Source organism: Spirosoma flavus (assembly GCF_054778555.1).
Window position 1 is genome coordinate 1,207,915 of the sequence record NZ_BAAGZL010000002.1, and the last position, 21,950, is coordinate 1,229,864.

The 21,950-nt window shown below is 49.7% G+C and carries 21 protein-coding genes; 9 read left to right on the forward strand and 12 right to left on the reverse strand.

Annotated features, from left to right (window positions below; all coding sequences use genetic code 11):
* Nucleotide 1 precedes the first annotated feature (1 nt).
* On the forward strand, nucleotides 2–370 hold the full coding sequence (locus ACYVF1_RS13860; RefSeq protein ID WP_461079661.1) for a hypothetical protein: 369 nt from the start codon (nucleotides 2–4) through the stop codon (nucleotides 368–370).
* Nucleotides 371–384: 14 nt separating this feature from the next.
* Here ACYVF1_RS13860 and ACYVF1_RS13865 read toward each other — a convergent pair whose 3' ends face one another.
* From ACYVF1_RS13865 to ACYVF1_RS13880, 4 genes are all read right to left on the reverse strand, one after another.
* Nucleotides 385–1,017, reverse strand: coding sequence for an NAD(P)-dependent oxidoreductase (locus tag ACYVF1_RS13865; protein ID WP_461079663.1), 633 nt, complete (start codon nucleotides 1,015–1,017; stop codon nucleotides 385–387).
* Between the two features lie 69 nt (nucleotides 1,018–1,086).
* Entirely contained in the window at nucleotides 1,087–1,761 is a 675-nt protein-coding gene (trmD, locus tag ACYVF1_RS13870; RefSeq protein ID WP_461079665.1) for a tRNA (guanosine(37)-N1)-methyltransferase TrmD, read from the reverse strand.
* Nucleotides 1,751–2,341 (reverse strand): ribosome maturation factor RimM, encoded by a 591-nt coding sequence (rimM, locus tag ACYVF1_RS13875; RefSeq protein WP_461079667.1) that lies wholly within the window; start codon nucleotides 2,339–2,341, stop codon nucleotides 1,751–1,753. Before rimM ends, trmD begins: the two co-directional genes overlap by 11 nt.
* 111 nt (nucleotides 2,342–2,452) lie before the next feature.
* Nucleotides 2,453–3,025 carry a 30S ribosomal protein S16 gene (locus tag ACYVF1_RS13880; protein ID WP_461079669.1) on the reverse strand — a complete coding sequence of 191 codons (573 nt, stop codon included), beginning with the start codon at nucleotides 3,023–3,025 and terminating at the stop codon, nucleotides 2,453–2,455.
* Nucleotides 3,026–3,231: 206 nt separating this feature from the next.
* Between ACYVF1_RS13880 and ACYVF1_RS13885 the strand changes: the two genes are divergently transcribed.
* Nucleotides 3,232–4,161, forward strand: a complete 930-nt coding sequence (locus tag ACYVF1_RS13885; RefSeq protein ID WP_461079671.1) for an NAD-dependent epimerase/dehydratase family protein — start codon at nucleotides 3,232–3,234, stop codon at nucleotides 4,159–4,161.
* A gap of 171 nt (nucleotides 4,162–4,332) precedes the next feature.
* On the opposite strand, the gene ACYVF1_RS13890 is transcribed toward ACYVF1_RS13885, so the two are convergent.
* A complete protein-coding gene (locus tag ACYVF1_RS13890) occupies nucleotides 4,333–5,646 on the reverse strand; it encodes a glycosyltransferase (protein ID WP_461079673.1) in 1,314 nt (437 codons plus the stop codon).
* 355 nt (nucleotides 5,647–6,001) lie between these two features.
* Between ACYVF1_RS13890 and ACYVF1_RS13895 the strand changes: the two genes are divergently transcribed.
* The 4 genes from ACYVF1_RS13895 to ACYVF1_RS13910 all read left to right on the forward strand — a co-directional run bounded on the left by ACYVF1_RS13895 (nucleotide 6,002) and on the right by ACYVF1_RS13910 (nucleotide 8,734).
* Nucleotides 6,002–6,520, forward strand: coding sequence for a hypothetical protein (locus ACYVF1_RS13895; protein ID WP_461079675.1), 519 nt, complete (start codon nucleotides 6,002–6,004; stop codon nucleotides 6,518–6,520).
* Nucleotides 6,521–6,616: 96 nt separating this feature from the next.
* Nucleotides 6,617–7,114, forward strand: coding sequence for a deoxycytidylate deaminase (locus ACYVF1_RS13900; RefSeq protein WP_461079677.1), 498 nt, complete (start codon nucleotides 6,617–6,619; stop codon nucleotides 7,112–7,114).
* On the forward strand, nucleotides 7,095–7,694 hold the full coding sequence (locus ACYVF1_RS13905) for an acyl carrier protein phosphodiesterase (RefSeq protein WP_461079679.1): 600 nt from the start codon (nucleotides 7,095–7,097) through the stop codon (nucleotides 7,692–7,694). Before ACYVF1_RS13900 ends, ACYVF1_RS13905 begins: the two co-directional genes overlap by 20 nt.
* Nucleotides 7,695–7,879: 185 nt before the next feature.
* Nucleotides 7,880–8,734, forward strand: coding sequence for a DUF2911 domain-containing protein (locus tag ACYVF1_RS13910; protein ID WP_461079681.1), 855 nt, complete (start codon nucleotides 7,880–7,882; stop codon nucleotides 8,732–8,734).
* Between the two features lie 78 nt (nucleotides 8,735–8,812).
* Here the strand turns inward: ACYVF1_RS13910 and ACYVF1_RS13915 are convergent, their stop codons facing one another.
* The 4 genes from ACYVF1_RS13915 to ACYVF1_RS13930 all read right to left on the reverse strand — a co-directional run bounded on the left by ACYVF1_RS13915 (nucleotide 8,813) and on the right by ACYVF1_RS13930 (nucleotide 15,067).
* Entirely contained in the window at nucleotides 8,813–10,252 is a 1,440-nt protein-coding gene (locus ACYVF1_RS13915; protein WP_461079683.1) for a DUF1501 domain-containing protein, read from the reverse strand.
* A 21-nt stretch (nucleotides 10,253–10,273) separates the two neighbouring features.
* A complete protein-coding gene (locus tag ACYVF1_RS13920; protein ID WP_461079685.1) occupies nucleotides 10,274–13,519 on the reverse strand; it encodes a DUF1553 domain-containing protein in 3,246 nt (1,081 codons plus the stop codon).
* A gap of 184 nt (nucleotides 13,520–13,703) precedes the next feature.
* Nucleotides 13,704–14,528, reverse strand: coding sequence for a 1,4-dihydroxy-2-naphthoyl-CoA synthase (menB, locus tag ACYVF1_RS13925; protein WP_461079687.1), 825 nt, complete (start codon nucleotides 14,526–14,528; stop codon nucleotides 13,704–13,706).
* Nucleotides 14,529–14,608: 80 nt separating this feature from the next.
* The gene (locus ACYVF1_RS13930) at nucleotides 14,609–15,067 is read right to left on the reverse strand and encodes a DUF2452 domain-containing protein (protein WP_190887833.1); all 459 of its coding nucleotides are present in this window, start codon (nucleotides 15,065–15,067) and stop codon (nucleotides 14,609–14,611) included.
* A 116-nt stretch (nucleotides 15,068–15,183) separates the two neighbouring features.
* Here ACYVF1_RS13930 and ACYVF1_RS13935 point away from each other — a divergent pair, with 116 nt between their 5' ends.
* The 3 genes from ACYVF1_RS13935 to ACYVF1_RS13945 are packed head-to-tail and all read left to right on the forward strand — an operon-like array spanning nucleotide 15,184 to nucleotide 17,529.
* Nucleotides 15,184–15,654, forward strand: coding sequence for a QcrA and Rieske domain-containing protein (locus ACYVF1_RS13935; protein WP_461079690.1), 471 nt, complete (start codon nucleotides 15,184–15,186; stop codon nucleotides 15,652–15,654).
* A gap of 4 nt (nucleotides 15,655–15,658) precedes the next feature.
* A complete protein-coding gene (locus ACYVF1_RS13940) occupies nucleotides 15,659–16,771 on the forward strand; it encodes an AMP-binding protein (protein ID WP_461079692.1) in 1,113 nt (370 codons plus the stop codon).
* A 20-nt stretch (nucleotides 16,772–16,791) separates the two neighbouring features.
* Nucleotides 16,792–17,529 carry a hypothetical protein gene (locus tag ACYVF1_RS13945; protein WP_461079694.1) on the forward strand — a complete coding sequence of 246 codons (738 nt, stop codon included), beginning with the start codon at nucleotides 16,792–16,794 and terminating at the stop codon, nucleotides 17,527–17,529.
* On the opposite strand, the gene ACYVF1_RS13950 is transcribed toward ACYVF1_RS13945, so the two are convergent.
* From ACYVF1_RS13950 to ACYVF1_RS13960, 3 genes are all read right to left on the reverse strand, one after another.
* Complete coding sequence (locus ACYVF1_RS13950) at nucleotides 17,504–18,169, reverse strand: class I SAM-dependent methyltransferase (protein WP_461079696.1); 666 nt, start codon at nucleotides 18,167–18,169, stop codon at nucleotides 17,504–17,506. The genes ACYVF1_RS13945 and ACYVF1_RS13950 overlap by 26 nt on opposite strands.
* A gap of 91 nt (nucleotides 18,170–18,260) precedes the next feature.
* Nucleotides 18,261–20,699 carry a tetratricopeptide repeat protein gene (locus tag ACYVF1_RS13955; protein ID WP_461079698.1) on the reverse strand — a complete coding sequence of 813 codons (2,439 nt, stop codon included), beginning with the start codon at nucleotides 20,697–20,699 and terminating at the stop codon, nucleotides 18,261–18,263.
* Nucleotides 20,662–21,720, reverse strand: coding sequence for a hypothetical protein (locus tag ACYVF1_RS13960; protein WP_461079700.1), 1,059 nt, complete (start codon nucleotides 21,718–21,720; stop codon nucleotides 20,662–20,664). Before ACYVF1_RS13960 ends, ACYVF1_RS13955 begins: the two co-directional genes overlap by 38 nt.
* Nucleotides 21,721–21,950: the final 230 nt, after the last annotated feature.

Genomic DNA, 21,950 nt, shown 5'->3' on the forward strand with positions numbered 1-21,950 from the left:
CATGAAATCGCTGATTAGACTCCTGTTGATACTTCTTGTTGTCGGTGGAGTGATTCTTTATTTCGTCTCACAACGGAATCACACCTCATTTTCACCCTCAACCATCGACCTGAGCGTTGATTGCACGGACCTGGATAACGTACTGGTTACGTCGACGGTGAACGTAGTAGTGAAGAATTTTTCGTCAAGAACGCATTCAGACGTATCGGTGAAACTCGTCGCCTACGACGAAAATGATAAAGTAATCAAGGAGAAATTCACGACTTTCTCGCGCACACTGGCCCCGCAAAGCACCTTCGACAAACCCGTTACGTTGCCCGCCGAAACCAAACGCTGCGACTGCAAAATCGTAAGCTCGCATCCGAACTGAGTACATTCAACGAACTATCTGCCCGTTATAGTTACAGCCTTATGCAGATACGTATCACTTTCGATTCGATTCAGAAGAAAATCCGCTACGTCGGCGCGGCTGATCCGCGGCATGACTAACCGGGGAAAGGGTAGATGTTCACCGACACGTAGCTGATGCGTCAGCGGTCCGTTTGTCAGGCTAGTCGGGCGGGCGATTGTCCAATCAAGATTACTCTGGCGAACAAAGGCTTCCTGTTCTTCTTTTTCGTCAATAGCTCCCTTTAAGAACGTACTGATAACCAGCTTACTAAGCCAGGGCGCTTCTTCATAACTGGTTCCTACCCCCAGCGATGACACGACAAGCAGCCGTCTGACATTAACCTGCTGCATCGCATCAATTAAGTTTTTGGTCCCGTCGGTCACAGCCTGACTCTGCTGCCCCGGCCTACTCCCTAATGCACAAAACACCGCATCCTGGCGCCGTACGGCAGGCAACAAAGTATCCGGTTTCAATACGTCCCCGATCAGGATAGTCAGATTAGGATGTTTGATGGCAAGTTTGGCCGGGTCGCGCACAAAAGCGGTTACGTAATAGCCCCGTTGGAGCGACTGCTCAACGGCCTGAAGTCCTGTTCCACCCGTAGCGCCTACAACTAAAATCTGCATAAAAATGGCCTATTTTGAGATGTTAGATTAACTCAAAATAGGCCATTCAGTTTAGTTTGCATCGACAGATTATTCCAGCAAATCCGGTCGGCGGGCCTGCGTGCGAGCCAGCGCCTGATTATGACGCCACTCGTCAATTTTCGCTTCGTGGCCAGAGAGAAGAATATCCGGTACACGATGGCCTTCAAACTCGGCCGGGCGCGTGTAGACGGGCGGAGCCAGCAGGTTATCCTGAAACGAGTCGGTCAGGGCCGAGGTTTCGTCGTTCAGGACGCCGGGCAGCAGACGAATTATGGAATCTGACAACACACAGGCCGCGAGTTCACCACCGCTCAATACGTAGTCGCCAATGCTGATTTCTTTGGTAATGAACAACTCACGCGCGCGTTCGTCGACACCCTTATAATGGCCGCAAAGGATAATCAAATTCTGACGTAGTGATAGCTTGTTTGCCGTTTTCTGATTCAGCCGCTCGCCGTCGGGCGTCATGTAGATGATTTCGTCGTAGCTACGTTCGGCCTGCAACGACCGGATGCAACGGGCAATCGGTTCAATCTGCATCACCATACCCGCGCCCCCACCAAAGGCGTAATCGTCCACGCGCCGATGCTTATCGAGCGTATAATCGCGCAGGTCGTGTACGGCTACCGTTACGTATCCGCCCTGTTGTGCTCGTTGCAGAATCGAATGCGCGAAAAAACTGTCCAGCAATTTGGGCAGACAGGTGATTATATCAATCCTCATCCGTATCGTCAGCTTCGTCGCCGTGCGTCTCGGGTTTATCTTTACCCGAATCTTCCATGTAGATTTCCAGCAGCCCCTCGGGTAGTACTACGTTCAGCTTCTGGTTGGCGCGGTCGATGGTCCGCACGATGTCGCTGTTGATCGGAATCAGGACTTCTTTGCCCTGATAATCCATCGCAATTAAATCCTGCGCATTCATGGCGTATACACCTCGAACAATACCCAGTTCGCCCGAATTGGCATCTACTACGTGGTAGCCAACAATTTCGTGGAAATAAAACCGGCTTTCGTCGGTAATAGGCTCCAGTTCGTCTAACGGAAGAAAAGCACCGCAGCCAATCAATCGCTCGGCCTGTTCAATTGTCTCCACGTCTTCGAAAGCCACGATGGCGCGGCTGCCTTTCACGATAGCAATCGACTCAATGAAATACGGAATCAGTTCACCTTTTACTTCCAGCAGTACCGATTCCAGATCGGCATACTCGTCGGGTTGATCTACGTCCAGAAAAAGCACCAGTTCACCGTTAACGCCGTGCGTTTTGGTGATGTGACCCAATTGGTAACAATCGTCTTTTGTCATATTTTCGAACACGGGTTGCTACGTATCGAACATAACCCGTAAATAAAATAAGCCCGTTCAGATGCGAACGGGCTCGTTGTTTTTTTGCCGGGTCGCCGGTACGTCAGAAAACTATTCGGCAGCTGGTGTTTCTTCAGCAGGAGCAGCAGCTTCAGTTGCGGCTGGAGTTTCTTCGGTGGCAGGCGCTTCTTCAGCAGCTGGAGCCGCTTCCGCTACAGGCTCTTCCACTTTGTTTTTCTTGGCAATTGCTTCGGCACGAGCGTCGTTCACCTTTTTCTCAGCTTCCAGACGAGCGGCACGAGCCTGCTCTTTGGTTTGTGCTTTGGTATCGGCAGCGCCAGCTTTACGATTTTCTTTATCTCCTTTCCAGGTTTCGAATTTTTCGTCGGCCTGTTCTTGAGAGATAGCTCCTTTGTTTACACCTACCTGCAGGTGCTTCTTGTACATTACACCTTCGTGCGACAGTACCGAGCGAGCAGTGTCAGTTGGCTGAGCACCTACCATAAGCCAGTACAGAGCCCGTTCCGACTTTAATACAACCGTCGAAGGGTCGGTGTTGGGGTTGTACGAACCGATTTTTTCGATAAACCGGCCATCACGTGGAGCAACGGATTCAGCCACTACGATGTCGTACATCGCCATTTTCTTGCGTCCACGACGCGCTAAACGAATTTTAACAGCCATTTGTGCTTGTTTGGTTTTGATGGAGGACGCATCCCCCTTGTAAAACGTGGCCGCAAAGGTACAAAAAAATTCATTACGTTCTACCTGAAGCTTCGAATCATGTCATACTTTTCTGAGCAGAAATAAACTCGTGACTTTCACGAAAATCGAAAGCCAAAACATTGGCCAGCGTTGTTTAGTAACCTTGTTAATCAATACAAAAAGATATGCAGACCATCCTGGGAGCCAATGGACAAATTGCCGAAGTGTTAGCTAGAGAACTCCATCAAAACTACACTACCAATATTCGGTTGGTCAGCCGAAACCCTAAAGCAATCAACCCTACTGATGAGCTATTCCCAGCTAATCTGCTGGATGCACAAGCGACCGATGAAGCCGTAGAAGGCAGCCAGATCGCTTATCTGACGGTTGGTTTGCCGATGAATACCAGTCTGTGGCAGGAACAGTTTCCGGTTATGATGCAAAACGTAATTGCTGCCTGCAAAAAGCATCAGTGTAAGCTGGTATTTTTCGACAATACGTACATGTATGCCAAAACCAGCGAACCTCAGACGGAAGAAAGTCGGTTTGCGCCCATCGGCCCGAAATCGGTGGTGAGAGCAACGATTGCGACCATGCTCTTGAATGAGATGACCAACAATACTATAGAAGCGGTTATTTGCCGGGCGCCTGAGTTTTATGGACCAGCTAAGACCCAAAGCCTGACCAACACGTTCATTTTCGACAACATCCAGCAAAACAAGACATTACAAGTTCCGCTGAAAGACAATACGTTACGAACCCTTATCTGGACACCAGACGCCAGCCGGGCGATGGCGTTGATCGGCAATACGTCTGATGCCTACAACCAAACCTGGCATCTGCCCTGCGACGACAACAGGCTGACGTACAAAGGGTTGATTGATCTGGCTTCCACTATTTATCAAAGGGAATTTAAGTACACAATTTTAAAAGCGTGGATGTTCAGCGTTGGGGGCTTATTCAACCGACAAATGAAGGAAATTCAGGAATTACTGCCCCGTTACCGGCATGATAATATCTTTATTTCAGACAAATTCAAGAAACGATTTCCTGATTTTGCTTACACGACGTATCAGGAAGGTGTTACCCAAATCATGAACGACCCAAAACACTGACTGTAAGCAATTTACTGTTGGGACTGAACTATGAATGATTGTCAAAACTACCATTTGATTCATAACGTATTGCCGACGCGTGGGGCTTTGACCTCCACGCGTCGGCAATACGTTCACTTAGCTATCTTAACATCGGAGAGCTAAAACATGGCCCATCGTTTGGACTATCTTTTACGCCATGATACGTTTTGATTTATGATTGTTCAGTACGTCCATCAGGTGATTTTCGCAGAGGGTCAACGTATCATACTGGCTAAACTCAGCGGCAAGGGCCGTTACGTTAGTGCGGTACTGCGAACTGCCCAATACTTGTTCGACGCTACGTCGAATTCTGGCTGCTTTGGGCGTTTCTGTATGCAGACGAACGGCCAGTCCAAAGTGACTTAAACGGGCAGCAATTTCATTCTTGCCTTCATAGACACCCGCCACAACCATCGGTAAACCGTTTTTAACACTTAGCAAAACTCCGCCGTAGCCACCGTTCGTGACAAAAACACTTGCGTAAGGCATCACAGCATTGAAATCGATGAAGTCTTCAATAATAATATTGGATTGAGGATACTGACTACGTAGCTCGGCCGTTTTAGAACCGCCCGTGGTCGCAATCACCAACGTATCGGTATCGTTTTTAAAGGCTTCAATGGTCGGAATAATGATTTTGCCGGGATCGCGTTCGATGGTTCCCTGCGTTACCAGCACCACTCTTCGGTACGTACAGGCGCGTTGCGCATGCCGAAATGGATATTTATTACCCGTTTTGTGTGGCAACAAGGGGCCAACGAAATGAACCTTATCGCTCATATCAGAACGTTTGTACTCGAAACCGGGCGTACCGCTCTGAAGATACCGGTCGGCTTTCGTAACTGCAATATCAAAAAGCAATTCTTTTTCGGGCAGCAGACCAAAAGGACGTATCACTTCATTATACACATCGGTGCATTGACGCATCATCCGGCCAACTACCATACGTAGCAAACTCTGCACGTGCCGCCCCAGCCACGACCTGGCCGGTGTCATACCGATTCCATTGGGTGGTAAATCGCGCGAACTCTGCGGCAAAGGCACAATACCCATAACCACAACCGGGACGTCGAAAACGTGCTGCATAACCGCCATAGCCGAAAAACCAATGTCACACACCACCAGATCGAAGGGGAAAACCTGATGAATTTGCTGCAAATCGACCATATAATCCTGAATAGGACGAACGAATACGTTATTGATATCGAATCGGATGCGGTTTATAGCTCCTTTGATCTGCGTGCGCTCCGGAAATAATTCGTCGAGGTTATCCTGGTTAATAACCCGGGCTTTTTGGAACGGATAGACTGGTATGCCCAAGCGTTCGGCCCGGTCGGCATAGGCACCGCCCGTATACCAGCGGACATCGTAGCCCTGTTGTTTGAGATGAACGGCCAGGCCAGTAAGCGGGTTAAAGTGCCCGTCCATGGGCATGGTAGCAAAGAGGATTTTGGGAGTTGTCATCGTACGTTGTTGTTTGGTTGTTCGAGCAAGGTCACGGCAAAGGTGGGGCTTCCCGGTACAGTCAACCAATCACAGGTACGACGAAGCGGCAGTTCTGCTGGCTGAACTGACCGAAGTATTGTATAAACCGACGCTTTTACCTGAAAAAGGCCCTAACGAAGCCAGAATCAGGCATTTTTCTGATCTGAACGGAGATGGATACACTTGATGGTTCATTTTTTACACTTCGCACACAACATCTGACGGTTCGTCTGCCTGCAACTTTCTGAACGCAGCTCAACCTGCCAATTTTGAACCGGCAACGCACTGAAGCACTGCCTGAACCATCCTCTTTTTTCAAAACAACAACTACAAAATGAACACGTATTCTTTCACCACTCGCTTATTGGGCCTTTGCCTGCTCGGTCTTGTATTGACAATGACCGCCTGTAAAAAAGAAACAGAACCTATTAACCCAAACAATGGCGGCAGCGCACCGGCTTTCGTCGATAAAAACCTACGTATCACGGCGGTTACGTCTGACCCACTTATCGATATTGATGGCGACGGCAAACTGGACAAAGACCTGCTCCCCTACCTGCGTCCCTGCGATCTGGACAACACCATCCGTTTCGAGAAAAGTGGTCGGTTGTCGGGCACCAGCGGAGCAACCAACTGCAACGACGGTTCCGAACAGGCTACCGATAGTAAACCTGGTACATGGACGTACAATGCCAATTCGCATGTGCTACGTCTGATCACGACAGTTGATTCTAAACAGAGCGTATCGGAGTGGGAAATTCTGGAAGAATCGGCCAGTGGCTTAAAAGCAAAAGTGAGCGCAGAGGGAAGCACCGATGATTTCCGGCTTATCATGACCTGGAAAGCACAGTAACAAGCTTTAAAGAGTGAAAGAGCGAAAGAGCGTATAGAACGAGGCACTCTTTTATTCTTTCGCTCTTTCACTCTTTACGACTACTTTTACGGCAATATGCTCCTAACACCGACATCCAAGCCCCGTTTCGATGACATTTTTATGGAGCTGGCCATTAATCTGGCCCGCCGATCGCACTGCATCAAAGCGCAGGTAGGTGCGGTGCTTGCCCGCGATACCCGAATTATTTCAATCGGTTATAACGGCCCACCGGCTGGTACGCACAACTGCGACGAGGAGTTTCCCGAAGTGGGCTGTCCACGCGATTCCAAAGGTTCCTGCTCGCTGGCCCTACATGCCGAACAGAACGCCATTTTGTATGCTGCCAAAAATGGTTCGGAAGTGGAAGGTGCGACGATCTACGTAACGCTTTCGCCCTGCATTGCCTGCGCCCGCATTATCTACAGCATGAAGATCGCCCGCGTAGTTTACCTGAATTCCTACGCCGAATATAAAGGCATCGCATCCGACGAAGGCGTTGATTTTTTACGTCGGTTTGGCGTTACGGTCGAACGCTACGTGCCTATCCAACACCATGAACATACTGGCACATAGTTACTTATCGGGGCAAAATACGGGTCTGATTATCGGAAATTTTATCGGCGATTTCATAAAGGGAGATCCAGCTCATCCTCGTCATCAGCTCAATTCCGGCGAAATTTTGGGCGTACGGCTGCACCGTGCCATTGATTCGTTTACCGACAGTCATCCGGCCGTTGACGTAGTACGAAATTTACTTCATCCTCGCTGCCACAAGTATGCTGGAGCGGCCGTCGACGTTTTTTTCGATCATTTCCTGGCCCGACATTTCGAAACGCTGACTGGTCAGCAACTCACTACGTTTGTCCAGTCGTTTTATCAGACATTACAGAACAATCAGGCCCGCTTGCCCGCAGCAGCCGTTCGGATGACCGATTACATGATACGTCAGGACTGGCTCACCAACTACCAGTTTCCCGAAGGCATCGACCGCTCACTCAAAGGACTTTCCCGCCGAACGGCATATCCATCTGGCCTGGATACAGCCATCGAAGATTTCACTACGTATTACGACCTGATTGGCAGCCAGTTTAACCGTTTCTGGCCCGATTTGGTAGCGCATACCGAACCGCTACGTTCCACCAGCCTCGATTAACTGCTCCTGGATTTTGTGGGTATATGTAGCATTTCATTTCCCTGAGCAGCCTTTTTAGTAACTACGTTCAATGAGTAATAGTCGATAGACTATTAATAACTTCCCCCCGAAAGTATCGCACGAGGAATAATAGCTATACCTTTGAGAATTGAAAACAAGCTTAACTATTTACTTCATTATTTATCATGATGCGTTTTACGTTTTCGCGCCTTGCCGTAGCTAGCTTAATTACCCTTTCTTCGCTTTCAATGGCTCAGGCTCAGTTGAAAATTCCGGCAGCCAGCCCCTCCCAGACCACTAAACAAAGTTTTGCCCTGGGTGAAATTACGCTTGAATACTCCAGACCGGCGATTAAAGGTCGGACCATTTTCGGTGACCTGGTTCCATATGACAAAGTATGGCGGACGGGGGCTAATGCTACGTCCAAGATTACTTTTTCATCGGATGTTAAACTCGAAGGCAAAGAAGTGAAAGCAGGCACTTACGGTCTGTTTACCATTCCGGGCAAAAACAGTTGGGAAGTAATGCTTTCTAAAGATCTGGCTTTAGGCGCGAACGTTGGCGACTATAAAAAGGAGAACGAAGTTGTACGAGTTCAGGTGAAACCAACTATGCTGGACAGAAAAGTAGAAACGTTTACGATCAACATCGCCGATATTCTGCCAAACTCGGCCACGCTGGAAATTATGTGGGATAAAACCCGCGTTCCCGTTGCCATCACGGCCGATGTCGACCAATCGATTATGAAGAATATTGAGGCTTCAATGGCCTCTGATAAGCCGGCCTATTTCGAAGCAGCCAGCTATTATTACGATACCAATCGGGATTTAAAACAAGCGCTTGGCTGGGCAACCAAAGCTACGGAGCAAAATCCTAAAGCTTTCTGGATCATGCTGTTAAAAGCCCGGATTGAACTGAAATTAAAAGAAAAAGCCAGTGCCATTGCCAGCGCCGAGAAGACGGTAGAATTAGCAACCGCAGCCAAAAATGCGGACTACGTTAAAATGGCAAATGACCTGATTGCTTCAGCCAAAAAGTAAAATTGGTCTTCTTTTTCCAAACGGCTGACTCTTAGGAGAGTCAGCCGTTTGGCTTTATCAACGTAATAACAGTGTTGGTCAGGCCAGAATACCTTTCACTAATTTGCCTTCTACGTCGGTCAGGCGGAAGCGACGGCCCTGAAATTCGTACGTTAGTTTTTCGTGATCAATGCCGAGCAGATGCAGCAAAGTAGCCTGAAAATCATGAACATGCACCGGATTATGGGCAATGTTGTAGCCGAATTCATCCGTTTCGCCGTATGTAATTCCCGATTTTACGCCACCGCCGGTCATCCACATCGTGAAGCAGCGAGGATGATGGTCGCGACCGTAATTGTCTTTTGTCAGTTTTCCCTGCGAATAATTTGTCCGGCCAAATTCGCCCCCCCAAACCACAATTGTATCGTCGAGCAATCCCCGCTGTTTCAGGTCAATCACCAGTGCCGCTGACGCCTGATCGGTGGCCTGACATTGCTTGGCTAATCCTTTAGGCAGGTTTCCGTGCTGGTCCCAGCCTTGATGGTAAAGCTGTACAAACCGAACATCGCGCTCAATTAACCGACGGGCCATGAGGCAGTTAGCGGCATACGTACCGGGTTTCCGGGCATCGGGGCCGTAGAGATCAAACACCCAGTCGGGCTCTTTCGATAAATCCGTTACGTCGGGAACAGAAGTCTGCATTCGGTACGCCATTTCGTACTGCGCAATCCGGTTGGCAATTTCAGGATCGCCGAAACGGTCGGCCTGAGCCTGGTTGAGTTGTTTCAGTGCATCCAGCATGGCCCGACGGTCGTTACCCGCATAACCACTGGGGTTGTTCAGGTAAAGAACCGGATCATTTCCGGAGCGAAATTGCACACCCTGATGCTTCGACGGCAGAAATCCATTGCCCCACAGTCGGGCATACAACGGCTGATCCTGTGGCGCATTGTTCGACACCAGCACAATGAACGCGGGCAAATTCTGATTGATCGAACCAAGTCCGTAGCTCACCCACGAACCAATGCTGGGCCGACCCGCCAGTTGATTGCCTGTCTGAAAAAACGTCAGCGCCGGATCGTGGTTGATCTGCTCCGTATACATGGATTTGACAAAGCAGAGATCGTCGGTAATGCGACTCGTATACGGCAGTAACTCACTGACCCAGGCCCCGCTTTTTCCGTGCTGGCGAAACGTATAGGGCGAACGTACCAGCGGCAGGGCCGATTGCTGAGCGCTCATGCTAGTCAGTCGCTGTCCTTTCCGAACCGACGCGGGTAAATCCTGACCATGCATTTTAGCCAGCATCGGTTTATAATCAAACATTTCCAACTGCGACGGTCCTCCACTCTGAAACAGGTAAACCACTCGTTTCGCCTTGGGAGCGCGGTGCGGACGATCGTCAGTTAGCGGGGACGAACGTAACGTTTCCGGCAACAGTGAACCGAGCGCTAGAGTGCCAAGTCCCAGCGAGCTTTTCCGAAGAAAAGCTCGTCGATTGAACGTATCGGCTATGATTTGGTCCAGTTGTTGGTTCATAATGCTGTTTCGAATCGGTTTCTAACGCCGGGTAATGAATGCATCGGAATTCATGATGGCACTGGCTACCACTGTTCGGGCAGTCAGTGCAGGCAGGTCATTTTTTTGACCAGCGCGATACGTTCCTGAGTTGAGCCAGCCCGCCATTTTCGCCGGATTTCGTTTAAACTTTTCGTATTCAGATTGATACAAACGTAGTAATACGTCCATTTCGCGCCCTACCGGACGCTGCCCGGTCAGAAGTCGATAACTGTACAAAATTTGCGCTTTAGGTTGCGGATATTTTGATCCGGCCCGTTCGGCCACCACACGAGCGGCTTCCACAAATTGCGGATCATTGAGTAAAATTAACGCCTGTAATGGTGTGCTGGTTTTCTGTCGCTGAACGACGCAGTAACTTCGGGACGGTCCGTCGAAGGTGTTCATAGACGGTGGCGGATTGGTACGTCGCCAGAACGTGTATAAACTTCGCCGGTACAAACCCGCGCCCGAATCCGGTTCATAAACTGCATTATTTACGGCCCACAAACCTTCTGGCTGATAAGGTTTTACACTTGGCCCGCCAATTTTACGTACCAGCAAACCACTGGCAGCCAAGGCATTGTCACGTACCATTTCGGCCGTAAGCCGGAACGACGGCCCACGTGCCAGCAACGTATTATCGGGATCTTTACGCAGCATTTCGGGCGTTACCTGCGACGACTGACGATACGTTGCCGACATGACAATCAGCTTTTGCAGTGCTTTCACATTCCAACTGCGAGGCTGTTCTGACAACGTAGCGCGGGCAGGCTCTCGGAACGTAACAGCCAGCCAGTCAAGCAACTCCGGGTGGTTGGGTATTCCGCCCTGATTACCAAAGTTATTCGCGTTTTTCTGAAGACCCGCTCCAAAATAGTTTTGCCAGTATCGGTTCACAATAACACGCGCCGTCAGCGGATTATCCGGATGCAAGAGCCACTGCGCTAGCCCCAACCGATTTTTCGGAAAATTTTCAAACGGCAACACGCTAGCCGGAACATTGGGATGGACCTCGGGACCATGTGCGTCATATACACCCCGCTTGAGCAGGTACGTTGGCCGAGGTGATTTCATCTCATCCATCACCATAATTTCCGGAATATCCTCAACGTAGCGATTCCGTTTGGAACGTAGCGCTTGCAACGTAGCAGCCTGTTCCTGATACGCTTTTGAATGATTTACTACGTAGTATTTTGCCAGATCGGGCGTAGAAAAAGACGCCGGCAGATCCACACCGCCCTGATTACGTACCAATTGCGCGATTTCAGGAGCGGTCAGTTCGCGGGCGTAGATGACCAATTCGTCCATTTGCCCATTTTTGAAACCAGCTCCGCGCATATCAGCTCCTAGTTGCAAACCCGGCTGCTCGCCACCGATGAGATTTTCCTTACTGAGCAGAATGTCTTTGTAGAGGTTGTCTTTTTCGGTGAGCATCCCCGCTTCTCGCCCATCGACGTAGAGACGCAGCCCATTCGCTTTACTGGAGCCATCATAGGTCATCATCAGATGCACCCACTTTTGCTTTGGAAGCTTTTGCTGACTCACCCGAATAATGCTGTTATAAGGCCAGGTGTGCGCCATCAGCAATTCAGCCCGCCCGTCGCGTAGGTTCAGGAAATAGCCTCGAAAATTATAGAGTATGTCGCCCAGCCCTTTGTGAAAAATCACACCTTTATTCAGCTCTTTCGGGATGTTGACCCATAGGCCCACCGAAAACGGCTGCGACCGGTCGAAAATACCAACTTTGCCCAATTTCAATACGTCGTCGCCGTTTGACTGGAAGGCATTACCTAGCTTTCCGGAAACCAGCTTTGGCTCTTCCACCACCCCTTTATCTTTGGCCGAAACGTTATTGACAAATTGATTATCAACCAGTTTATCAAACGTATAATGTGCTTGTAGACCTTTCTGCGCATCAAATATTGCTGATTTTCCACTCGGCGTTTCCCAGTTGGCGAAAGCCGTTTTTTCTCGTTCGGCAGTCTGACGTAGCGCAGTTTCGCTCACTTTAATCTGGCTATCCAGAAATGTCAGCAAACTGTCCTGTTTTTTCTCCGTCAGCAGCATGGTAGGCACCGGCATGGAGTTATCCCAGGAAATCTGCCCCGCTTCGTCGACGTTGTTGAAAAAAGCGAACAGGGAGTAATAATCTTTCTGGGAAATCGGATCAAACTTATGATCGTGACAACGGGCGCACTCGACCGTCAGGCCCAGAAATGCGGTGCCAAGTGTATTAGTCCGGTCGGCCACGTACTCCACCCGGAATTCTTCATTGACGATGCCGCCCTCCATGTTCTGCGAGTGATTGCGGTTGAAAGCCGTAGCCAGTCGCTGCTCTTTGGTGGCATTTGGCAGGAGATCGCCCGCCAGTTGCCAGGTCGTAAACTGGTCGAACGGCATGTTCTGGTTGAACGCCTTAATAACCCAGTCACGCCAGGGCCACATCGGCCGGTAACGGTCAACGGTATAGCCATGCGTATCGGCAAAGCGGGCTGCGTCGAGCCAATCAACGGCCATTTTCTCGCCGTAATGCGGTGATTTCAACAGCCGATCCACCACTTTTTCGTACGCGTTTGATGAGCGATCCGCCAGAAAAGCATCGATTTCTTCGACAGTTGGCGGCAGGCCGGTCAGATCAAGCGTAACCCGACGTAGCAAGGTTTCCTTATCGGCTTCGGGCGCAGGCTTCAAACCCGCCTTCTCAAGCGAATTCAGTATAAAAAAGTCGATCGGATTTTTGGGCCAGCTCGTGTTTTTAATGGTCGGCAACGTAGCAGCTTCGGGTTTAATAAGCGCCCAATGTGGTTTATATTCCGCCCCTTGTTCAATCCATTTCATCAACATGGCTTTCTCATATGGCGTCAGAAATCGGTTCGACGCAGGCGGGGGCATCATTACGTCAGGATCGGTGGCGATCAGTCGATAATACACTTCACTTTCACTCAGATTGCCCGGAACGATAGCATGTTTACCGTTTGATTTTTTCAGCGCAGCATAAGCGCCTTCTGGAGTCGCTAACTCTAAACCACCTTTTTGCACCGCTTTGTCGGGCCCGTGGCAGAAAAAACATTTGTCGGACAGAATGGGCTTTACGTGCCGATTGTAGTCAATGGTTTCGGGCAACTGGGCATCTAACCTGGCAATCTCGGCGGGTTTGTCAACATGACTACATCCCTGCAGAAACAGGCTGACCCAAATGAGCCAGCCCACAATTTGCCAGTACGTTCGATGTTGCCAGATATGCATAACAACTGTTTCTGTTTGCTTTTCTTAGGTAATTTATTGTCTCTTTCCACGAAATTATTGTCACAAATATAGTCGCTTTGCGTGATAAAGACTGGAACAGTGATCGTCAATTCAGTTGGTTAGCAACAAAAAACGCCGACCATTTCTGACCGGCGTTCTCCATTCATTATACGTATCACTACGTTTACGGAAATTTCGGAAACTTGCTGAAATCCGGTTTACGCTTTTCCAGAAAGGCGTCTTTTCCTTCTTTAGCTTCCTCCGAAAGGTAGTACAGTAACGTAGCATCTCCAGCCAATTGCTGAATGCCGGCCTGTCCGTCGAGTTCGGCGTTGAACGAAGCTTTGAGCATACGTAGCGCGATAGGGCTTTTCTCCAGCATTTTGCGGCACCAGCTTATCGTTACTTCTTCTAACTGCTCAAGTGGCACAACTTTGTTGACTAAACCCATGTCCAGCGCTTCCTGGGCATCGTATTGATCGCAGAGGTACCAGATTTCGCGGGCTTTTTTCTGACCGACGATACGGGCCAGATAACTGGCACCAAATCCGCCATCGAACGAACCAACTTTGGGGCCCGTCTGACCGAATCGGGCATTTTCGGCAGCTATGCTCAGGTCGCATACTACGTGCAATACGTGTCCGCCACCAATGGCATAGCCAGCTACCATCGCCACTACGGGTTTCGGAATCCGCCGAATCTGCATTTGCAAATCCAGTACGTTCAGACGCGGCACTTTGTCTTCGCCTACGTACCCACCATGTCCCCGCACCGATTGATCTCCGCCCGAACAGAAGGCTTCTCCACCTTCGCCGGTCAGAATGACAACACCCACGCGTTCGTCCTGACGAGCCAGTTCCATGGCTTCCGACATTTCCTTGACGGTCAATGGGGTAAAGGCGTTACGTTTGTGTGGACGGTTGATGCTGATTTTGGCAATTCCGTCGTAATAACTGAACAGAATCTCCTGATATTCTTTAATTGTTTCCCAGGGGTAATTGCTTTGCATATTCTAAAGAATGAAAGAGCGGAAGAATGAAAGAGCGAAAAAGCTGCCATTTCAACACGCTCTTTCGCTCTTTCATTCTTTTACTCATTATATGAAACTTCGTGATATTCCACATCCCACGTATGGTCGGCCATCATGCGGACGGTGGCGAGGCAGCGCTCGAATGGGAATTTGCGTCCCCATTCGTTTGGTGCCACCATCGATAGCACATCCTGACCATTTTTGCGGGTATAGAAATGATACGTTTTGCCCACTACCGGTTCAAAGCTCATCTGAGCTGCATAAATTCGCTCCGATATTTCGACCCGGTGCCGAATTGCCGTGGCCTGTTCAGCCAGCAACTGCATTTGTTTGTAAAGCTGGCTAAGCTGCATGTCGGTCTGCTCGCGCATGGCGGCAACTGCCCGACCAGTGATTTTGCCTTTGTCTTCGGGCCGAATGACGGCACCACCCGCTGTGTGGGCGTAGGCCAGCAATCCTGGCGCATCCGCTACTTTATCCGGCGAAATCGGATTGATGAATACTTTCGCTTCTTCCATTTTTGTAAATTGGGTAACCGCCCGGCGAACGTTATTGTTCGCTGTCGTTGAATGACAAAAAATTTATATTTATACCGAAATTCGGCATAACGCCACAAAAATACGCGAAAACCACTATGGAAACCAGTTTTCCCACCTCCGATAAATCTGTGATGCCCCGGCACACGTTTTTCCGCATCCTCGGCACGGGCCTTGGTGCATTTTTATTAAGTGGCTCAGCATCAGCCTGCACCTGGGAAGAGAACCCGTCGATCGAGTCGACTGAAGCTGCCCCAAAAATTGATTTTACGCTTCGGCTGGACGACAATGCGAATCAGAACTTAAAAACAAAGGGCGGCTACGTAGTCGTCAATAATATCATTATTGTTCAAACGAGCGACGGAAAATTTGTGGCTGCGGCATCGAAATGTACGCACGATAACACCCTTTTGGTATACCGGGCATCGGCTAATGAGTTTTACTGCGCCCTCGATCTTTCTCGTTTCGATATAACCGGAAAAGTGATCTCCGGCCCTGCTACCAAAGCGCTTACACTGTATACCATCGATTCAAATTTAACCGCCGGTACGTTACGCGTTCACAATTAAGCGTTTGGGTCGTAGCGTGCGGGGCAAAGATGTGCCCGTACCGCACGCTATGCCCCATGCCCCGCGCCCTATGCCCCATGACGCCTACCAAGATGAAGCCCAGAAATTTTGCGAAGCCTGGCTGAGCGGTCAGACGTCGTTTACATTGCATACGTCGGGTTCTACCGGTACACCGAAGCCGATTCAACTGTCACGGGCTCAGATGCGGGCAAGTGCTCTGCTGACCGGGCGCACACTTGGTTTACAAGCTGGTGATACGTCATTAGTTTGTTTGAATATTCGCTACGTAGCAGGCGTTATGATGCTCGTTCGTGGACTGGAACTGGGGCTATCCATGACGATCATCGAGCCATCCAGCAATCCACTCCTTGCTTTTGCGCCCACCGACGTATCATTTGATTTTACAGCTCTGGTACCGCTCCAGCTACAAACCGTTCTGAACGAAACGCCCGAAAAATTGCCTATTCTAAACGGAATGAAAGCGATTTTGGTAGGTGGTGCGGCTACCAGTCCGGCGCTGGAACAAGCGCTGCAAGTCATTACGGCACCCGTTTTCGCTACGTATGGCATGACCGAAACGGTGTCGCATATTGCCCTTCGGCGGCTGAATGGACCAACAGCTACAAACGTATTTACAGCGCTGGAAGGGGTAGAATTGGGTACCGATGAGCGAAATTGCCTGCACATCCGCTCGGCCGCAACTAATTTCGAACGTATTCAAACCAACGACGTAGTAGAACTGCTCGACGCTACGCATTTTCGCCTGCTTGGGCGCGCCGATACGATTATCAACAGTGGTGGCGTAAAAATACAGCCCGAACAGGTAGAGCAGGTCATCAGCGACGTGCTACATCAGGCGGGTTTATCCTGGCGCGTGCTGGTCATTGGTCGGCCGGATGATTTACTGGGGCAACGTATTACGGCGGTTTACGAAGTTGCAGATTCTGCCCAAACGGCGGCTTTTAAGGAGGATACCGTAGCGCAGACGATTCGCCAGAAACTTGGCCCTTACGCGGTCCCGAAAGAATCCATCTTCTTACGTACTACCTTTGCAGAAACGGCAACGGGCAAAATTGACCGGAAGGCCACCGAAGCCGCTGTTTTTCCCAGGCCATAAACCTGACCGTTTCCAAACGTATGTCTTTCCAACGTCTCCAGATTCGCTATCAGACGGCGCGCTCATTGCCAGCGCCTTACGCTTATTTTTACACCCTCACGCTGACACCGGAAGGTACCAGCGGACTTCAGGTCGACCTGGCCATTACGTATCCCGATCGTGAGGACATCGACGACGACGAACTGATTGCCGAAGGGTTCACACGCGACGATGATTTTAGCTGGTCGGGGAGATTGCCCAAAACGTGGCTGGAAAGCGTTGACACGCTATTGTCGAAAACGCGCCTTCGTCAGCTGAACGAAGATGAACTAGGCGAAGACGATGATTTCTGGGAGATAACGGCCGATAAGCAGGGCCAACAGCAGGGAGCTCCCGCCAATGCCGATAAATGGCAGTATCTGGTGCAGGAATTGATTCAGGCTGCCTACGAAGCCATTGGCCGTGAACATCCGTTTCACCTGACGTACCTCGATCTGAACAGCCGACGCAGCGATACCGAACTGCACCTGACAGCCTCTTTTGTCGAACGTAACGTAAGAATTATCAGGCATTTGAACCGTCAGGAACAAACGAAAACGATGCCCTGGACTACGCTACAACAACTGATGAGCCAGGTCTACGAACACGATTACGACCCCGATGATGCTTTACTCAAACGGCCAAAACGTGATGGTCAATGGTTAAACCTGGGGGGTGACGAGTGGTATGACATCAGCGATTTTCGGAACCTGATTACACTGTTAACCAGTTTGTTGTAAAGGTGTTACGTTGTTCCAATTCCCACACTTCGGCAGTAGCCATTCCACCGACCTGTGCGCTACGTTCCCGAAGCTTCAGGCCAGTTTCTGCCAGAGTGGTTTGCCAATCGGCTAACTGTTTGATCTCGATACGTGCCGTCAATCGAAAGAAACGTATCATTAACCATAAAATTCCTTTCTGCCACCCGTTTTTGGGTTGAACAAAATCCGTTACGTACCACTGACCGATTGGTTTTAGTACGTTGCGAAGTCTAGGAATTAATTGGGACCGCAACGTTTTTTCGGTGAAAAGGTCCAGCACAAATGGGGTCATCACTACGTCGAAACGTTCGTCAGGTTGCAGCGTCAGTTCATTACCGACTCTGAATTCTATCGAGCCCATTTGCTTGCTCTTTATGATCCGCCGGACTGCCTGGTTAATCATCTGGCGCGATGTTTCAAGGTATAAAACCTGTCGCGGCCGGCAGTGTGTCAGCACCTGTTGAAGTAACCAGCCCGTTCCACCTCCAACGATCAAAATGGTGGCATCAGCCGGAATCTGATGTAGCCAAACAACCTGCGCCTGTTGAAGACGGCGACCAAAAATCAGCATCGCCAACGTATCATAAATCGGCGCAACCAGATCGAAATTTCCGGACATAAAGTAGGATAGATGATGTATGATGCGTTTGTGGTGTCAAATGAAAGCATCCGACACCACAAACGCATCATACATCAAACTTCATACACAATTACTCTTCTCCTTCTGCCATGAAATCTTTATAAAACGGGCATTCCTGAAGCATTTCTTTGTGGAAGGCTGATTTTGTATGCTTGTTGAGGTAGTCAGTAAAGGCGCTGGAAAACTTCGATTTACGTATCATTTTCATCTTTTTCACGAAGGTCGAATCTTCTTCGTAAACATAGCCATGACGCACCTGCTCAATTGACTCCTGCATAGTAAACGCATTAGCTTCACACCGAGCGGCCATGTACGCCGAGCGATCTGACAGCGCTTGTGTTTTAGCCAGTTTAGCTGATTTTTCGAAGCAACTGCGGGCATAGTCGGTGGTGTAATAATCAGTGTGCGACAGTACGTCGAATCGCTTCTGTTTCGCCGTCGGGTCAGTGGGAAGGTCGTAAAAGGAAAGTTCAGCGCTACTCCAGTACGATTTGGCAGCGAGCCAGGCGTTTCCGTACCAGCTCAAATTCCAGGCGCCACAACCCAACTGATAATATAAATCAGCCGCCTGATCGCCGGTTGCCGCTTTAGCCTGCTGTTCCAGTTCGGCCATTTTACGGGCAAACGTCAATGGTGTGTACGAATTTTCTTCCGCTTCAGCCGGAAAATTCATGGATTTGTCAGCAGCGTTTAACTTCGGCATTTTCACGGCAAATGGGTTGACTTGGAAATACGTCGTAAAATTCTCATCGTTCCAGACTTTGGCCTCTACTTTCGCAAATGCGGCTGCCGCTTCAGCGTAGCGATGTTCCATTATCAGCCGACGACCTAACAGTAGGTTTAAATTATCGTTTGTAAAGCCCGTCAACACCAGCAACCGCTTATCAAAATCGGTACGGCTACCTTTATTCGCATAAGCGATAACGGCTTGAACCGTAGACACGCGAACGGTATCATCAATGTAGCGTGAGTCGGTGGTACTGGCGAAATACGAATCTGAACCGGGCTGTGACGTCAGTATAGTCATCAGATACGATTTGGCCTGGTTGGTCGCATCAACCGATTCTGTTTTAGAGCGACTACAACCTGATAACCAGCCACTTTTCGTTTCGGATTTATTCTGGTAAAGGTCGGCAAAACGCTTGCAGACGGATACAAAGGCGTTGTTTAGGCGAAAATTGCCCGTGCTGTCAAATTCTTCCAGATACGTTATCAGTTTGTTTTCGATCTCGGGCGTAACGCTTTCAGTCTGAGCCGCCAGCAGGAGCATTTGCTGTACGGTTATCTGCGTTTTCAGGGTTTTGTTGGTCGTTGGCGATTTTTCGGCCTGCTCCAGATGTGTTTGGGCCGCTTTGTAATCCTTCACTGCGTAATCCAGATAAGCCCCCGCCGTGTACCAGTAAGCCGGATCTCCCAAGTCCTTATTTTCAGCCGATTCGAGGGCAAAAGTTCGCAGTTTTTCGAAATACGGCGTGGCTTCCGTTTTACGTCCTTCAAACTCCGTCGAATCCGGGTGGTTCGGCAATCCGTAATCAATAAACTCCTGCGCAGGTTCGAAGAAATAATATTCGTTACGGTTGATTTCCCGCGCCATTACCAACTCAACCAGCGGATTTTTCGGCGCCAGATGCACCAGCGATTTCAGCAAATCCAGTCCATCCTGCCCCGGCTGAATGGCGCACAACGCATAGACAGCCGCCCGTTCCGTATCGTTGGCAGCGTATTGCAGCGCGTCTTCCCGAAAGTGAATCCCGTATTTACGGAGGCTCAGCTCAGCCGCTTCCCGACGCGATGGGCAGTGGGCAAACACCTGCGCAAACTCGAAAATAGCCCGCGACGTATCGCCCTGCGCCAGCGAGGCACCCGCCCGCCGACTGAGCGCCCAATCGCTGATGAACGTCTTTTTTGGTAGTGGTTTCACCAACTGGTCGTAAAGCTGCGAAGCCTGCTTATAATCACCGATTTCGCTGGCCAGTTTCACCGCCTGAAATGCATAACGTTCTTTCAGAAAAGCGTCGTTCGTCGTCTGATACGTTGCTTTGGCCTCTTCGAGTTGGCGAGGCAGTTGGGCGCTGTCGATCGGTGTAGCGGCTGCATCCCACGGATTACTTTGCCCGTTGTCAGTCGACCAGGCAAAATTCAGGTACGTAAAGGCGGGCGCTGACAGCTTCGATTTCAACGTATTGACGGCCGCTGGTTCTTCTTTGTACAGCGCTTTGCTGACCACCGTTTCCGATACGTTTCCGCCCGCATATGCCGTCCACGCCCGTACGTTTTCGTCCACAACAATCGTATCTTCCTCCGATGCTACGTCCCATTCGGTATCGGCGTAGAGTTGGGGCGAAAACATATACCGTTTATCGCCGGGTGACATGGTAGCCGATTCGGGCATGAAAAAACTCATGAACTCGCTCGGATCGAACGAAGGACCGCAGGCAAGGCCAAATCCAACGGCTATTATAAGAAACGGTTTACGAAAGCGGACGAAAAAGTGTGCGTAGGATTTCACGGGAATAAGGAGCTAAAACAAGCGAATCGAGGTGGTATAAAGCTAAGGTAACGGATTGATTATCCAACTTATGGAGTAGTTGTTCCTTGGCCGACAACAACGCCTGTGATGAGACGGCTTCGGCCCGAAATAAGTCACCCCGGCGTATCGAAAACCCAAACGCCGACGTATCGTTTTGGGCTACAAATCGGTTGCTGTCGGGCTGAGCTATCAGGAATCGTCGGTTGGCTAATTGGTTTCGATCGATGTTGTTTAAAAACGTTAGGAAACGTCCATTTCGATATACAACTGTCCAGCGAAACAGCGGCAATACCACATCGAGCGGCAACGGATACGTAGCAACAAACGATACGTATTGATCGGCCACCTCGGCGTCGTAAATGGAATTTCGGGTCGACGGATTTTTCCAGTCGGCTACGTTGTAAAGCATCAGCATTCCCCGCGACACAGGTGGAATGCCGGTCTGGTCGGTATATTTTACCTGGTGCAGGCGAATCGTGGCCGACAGGGGACAGTTTAGTTGATTGCCAAGCAGACGTAATAGTCTGAAATATCGGTCGCGGGTGCTTACACTCCAGTCACAGTCGAGCTGCACTTCTTTGAACGTAATATCCTGTTTTTGAGAAATTTGCCGAATCTTTTGCGCTACGTGCGTAGCTAGTTCGGATAGAGCGCCCGACGTGAGCTGAGTCAGCGTTCGATTGGTGATAAACACCACCGGCACTACGTTACCAACTGGTTTTTGGGCGAAACGTAGCAAGGCTTTCGGTACCGGCTGGCGGATTTTCGGGTCCCAGTCAACGTCGAAGAAATGAACGTAAAGCTTATTGACGTTCAATTGCTTAATGGCCTTAATTTCAGAGTAGGTAGGATTGTAAGTCGCTTTCCAATGATAAAAAGCGGGGGTTATGTTAGCCGATGTTTTAGCGTTACGTTGCTCCGTTGATTGACACGCAAATAGCCCCATCCCGACTAGGAAATAAGCCATGCTACGTATAAATCGACCTCGCGACGTTTTCATTCGGGGCGAAATTACGAATCTTCGACTTCTCGTCCTGAAAGACTTCTCAAGCGGCTGAGTTTGCTGACTGGCTTAACAGTCACTCTTCTTTAATCAAATTTTGTTGGCTAGAATGGACATGGAGCGTCGATTTGGCGAGTCCTCGATCAGAAACTAAATAACTATTCTCGTCGCGTAGCGACCAAACCAATCAGCATCTTCGGTTGATCGCTACGCAACTTAATTTAAAT